Source organism: Intrasporangium sp., assembly GCF_036566125.1.
In the GTDB taxonomy this organism is placed as follows: Bacteria; Actinomycetota; Actinomycetes; order Actinomycetales; family Dermatophilaceae; genus Intrasporangium.
In genome coordinates this window covers 1-2,464 of sequence record NZ_DATCWX010000120.1, presented here as the reverse complement: position 1 = coordinate 2,464, position 2,464 = coordinate 1, and the positions used below count along the sequence as shown (strand labels likewise).

8 protein-coding genes are annotated in these 2,464 nt (G+C 69.4%); all 8 read right to left on the bottom strand.

The window, feature by feature from the left end:
- Positions 1-430: zinc finger-like domain-containing protein (locus tag VIR15_RS07170; protein WP_331926786.1), on the bottom strand; the 430-nt coding region annotated here is incomplete at its 3' end.
- Complete coding sequence (locus tag VIR15_RS07165) at positions 427-768, bottom strand: hypothetical protein (protein WP_331926785.1); 342 nt, start codon at positions 766-768, stop codon at positions 427-429. The genes VIR15_RS07165 and VIR15_RS07170, both read right to left, overlap by 4 nt.
- Complete coding sequence (locus VIR15_RS07160; RefSeq protein ID WP_331926784.1) at positions 765-1,112, bottom strand: hypothetical protein; 348 nt, start codon at positions 1,110-1,112, stop codon at positions 765-767. Before VIR15_RS07160 ends, VIR15_RS07165 begins: the two co-directional genes overlap by 4 nt.
- Positions 1,109-1,279 carry a hypothetical protein gene (locus VIR15_RS07155; RefSeq protein ID WP_331926783.1) on the bottom strand — a complete coding sequence of 57 codons (171 nt, stop codon included), beginning with the start codon at positions 1,277-1,279 and terminating at the stop codon, positions 1,109-1,111. Before VIR15_RS07155 ends, VIR15_RS07160 begins: the two co-directional genes overlap by 4 nt.
- Complete coding sequence (locus VIR15_RS07150) at positions 1,276-1,545, bottom strand: hypothetical protein (RefSeq protein ID WP_331926782.1); 270 nt, start codon at positions 1,543-1,545, stop codon at positions 1,276-1,278. The genes VIR15_RS07155 and VIR15_RS07150 overlap by 4 nt, the downstream gene beginning before the upstream one ends.
- A complete protein-coding gene (locus tag VIR15_RS07145; protein WP_331926781.1) occupies positions 1,542-1,751 on the bottom strand; it encodes a hypothetical protein in 210 nt (69 codons plus the stop codon). Before VIR15_RS07145 ends, VIR15_RS07150 begins: the two co-directional genes overlap by 4 nt.
- Positions 1,748-1,927, bottom strand: a complete 180-nt coding sequence (locus VIR15_RS07140; protein ID WP_331926780.1) for a hypothetical protein — start codon at positions 1,925-1,927, stop codon at positions 1,748-1,750. The genes VIR15_RS07145 and VIR15_RS07140 overlap by 4 nt, the downstream gene beginning before the upstream one ends.
- A gap of 71 nt (positions 1,928-1,998) precedes the next feature.
- On the bottom strand, positions 1,999-2,316 hold the full coding sequence (locus VIR15_RS07135) for a hypothetical protein (protein ID WP_331926779.1): 318 nt from the start codon (positions 2,314-2,316) through the stop codon (positions 1,999-2,001).
- Positions 2,317-2,464: the final 148 nt, after the last annotated feature.

Sequence of the window (2,464 nt, the reverse complement as noted above, 5' to 3'; positions counted from 1 at the left end):
CCGTCCCCTTGCACTTCGGGCACGGGTCGGCCTGTCCGGTCCCGTCGCAGATGTCGCACTGGACACCGCCCGCGATGACCCGCTGCATGAGGCGGTAGCCGCGAATCGCGCTGCCGTTGTAGCCGTTGAGGTAGCCGGGCACGTCCTCCTCGATCAGCGCGTGGATGTCGTCCCACGCCTCGACGAGCCGCGCCCACTGCGGGCTGCGTGACGCCATGGCCGGGAAGTACGGGCGCGCCAAGGGAGCCCGCTCCAGTAGTAATTGGCAGCGTCGGAAGTCGGCGGGGTCGAGCGGGTAGTCGGCGAGGCGGTGCCACGGGGTGATGGGAACGCCGGTCAGGTGCGAGACGATCGCCTCGGAGGAGATCCCACGCTCACCCGTTGCGAGCCAGCCGTGGAAGTACGACAGGGGCATCGGTGTGGCGCTCACTGCTCCTCCTCCATCGCGAGCGCGTCGCACTGCGCCTCGGTCAGGCACGGCCACCAGGCGACGGCGTGCAGGTGGGTGCACCGCGACTGCCACTCGGGCCCGGGCGTGAACGTGGCGGCCAGCGCGGGTGACATGGGGTGCCAGCCGCTGTCCCGCCACAGGACGACGACGCCCGTGGCGGTCAGGACGGCGGGGTAGGACAGGCCGGTGTGGTAGTCCTCGTCCCAGGCGTCGCTGCGTGTGGTGCGGCCGATGTTGACGTGGCCGGGCTGGCCTGCGGGGCGGCGCCCTTCGGCGGTCCAGTCGAGGCCGGCGAGAACCTGCGGCGCGGCGGTCACGACGCCTCCCCGAGGATGGCGCGTGCGACGGTGAGAGCCTGCGGGGTCGCGTAGTTCTCCAGCCAGCCCAAGCGATCGGCCTCGAGTTGCAGCCAGTCAGCGAGGGCGAGGCCGACGCCGGGGTGCATCGTGGCGATGAAGGCGACGTTGGCCTCTGCCTCACGGTGGTGGTGCTGGCGCGTCTGGCCGACCGTGACCACGCGGAGACCTTGGGCGCGGACAACCGTGCGACGTTCGGCATACGCGCCGTCTACTTCATGCCCGACCAGCCATGGCCCCTCGGTCGATCCGTTCGAGAGCGCGCGAAGAACCTCAGCGGCGCGGCGTAGGGTGTCGGCGGTCATGACTCGGCCCCTTCCGGCATCGCGTCGTGCAGGGCACGCGCAGCGGCGATCTCGGACTCCCAGCGGTCGGGCCGCTCGAGGACGTCGATGAAGTCGTCGAAGTCAGATCCCTCGGCCTTCATCCACTTGGCGAAGATGGCCAGGTCGGCGATGGTCGGCGCGCTCATGCGTACACCTCCGGCGGCGTCGTGACCTGCTCCTGCGTGTCCGGCGTCGGGTCGACGTGCGCGACCTCGAACTCGTCGTCAGTCATCGTGGCCAGGGAGTAGAGGTCGGCCAGCGCCTCACGCAGCTCGGACAGCGCGGCGGCCTCGTAGTCGCTCATCGCCACCACCCGCTGCGTGCCGGTGATGTAGGACCGGGCGCTGAGGCTCGTGGCCGCGTTGTCGACGCGGAGCCGGGCCATGTGCGCCACGTACTCGCGGGTGCTCATGAGCGCGCCTCGACGTTGTCGGCGCCGATGCCGTCGAGGGACGCATCAACGCTCACGATGCGGGAGTCGCCGGTCTTGACGCCCAGCGTCCGCAGGTACTCCTCAGCGACCTCCCACCCAAGGTCTGCGGCGGTGTCCTCGTCGGGCCAGTCACCCTCGACGGTCACCTCGATGTGGGTGTTGAAGTAGACGCGGTAGGTGGTCATGCCGCCACCGCCAGCCCGTAGCCCTCGAGCACGTCGTAGAAGTGGGCAACGATGGCCTCGGCCGCGATGTCCGGGTCTGTCTTCTCGGCCCGGAACTCCAAGAGGGTGCGGTGCGCCTCCGCGACGGTGACGGCGTCGATCGTCGGTGAGACGACGACGGTTGGGTGGTCGTGCATTGGTATCCTCGTTTCGTTGGGTGGGGAGCCGGTTCCTGGAGGGGTGTCGGCTCCCCGCTTGCTTTTCGGGCTCAGAGGTCGACGCGGTCGGACAGGTCACGGGCGAAGCGCGTCAGACGACGGGCGGTGGTGCGGAAGTCGTCGAGGGTGACTGCCAGCTCGCTACGGTCGTCCTTGGCGTTCGCGTCGGCGTCGATGCCGTCCGTCGTCGGCACGGACTGAGGTGCGCGCAGGATCGAGGTGAGCCTCTTCTCGAGGATGCGGAGCACCTCGTCGAGCTCATAGAGCTGCTTGGCCGCCTGCTCTTGGGTGGCGGTGACGTTGCCTCGGGCTGCGGGCATCTCGTCCGCGAACTCTGACTTGGCGTTGTAGTCGGCGACATAGGCCATGGCGGGATTCCTTTGTTAGTGAGCGGGATTCGGTTGGCTGGGGGCCCCGGCCGGGGAGCGCTGGGAAGGGGACGCTCGACCCGGCCGGGACGATTTCTCGCCTCGCTCCCCGGTGACTCGACAGGTGGAGAGAGGCGGAGTCTCTAGG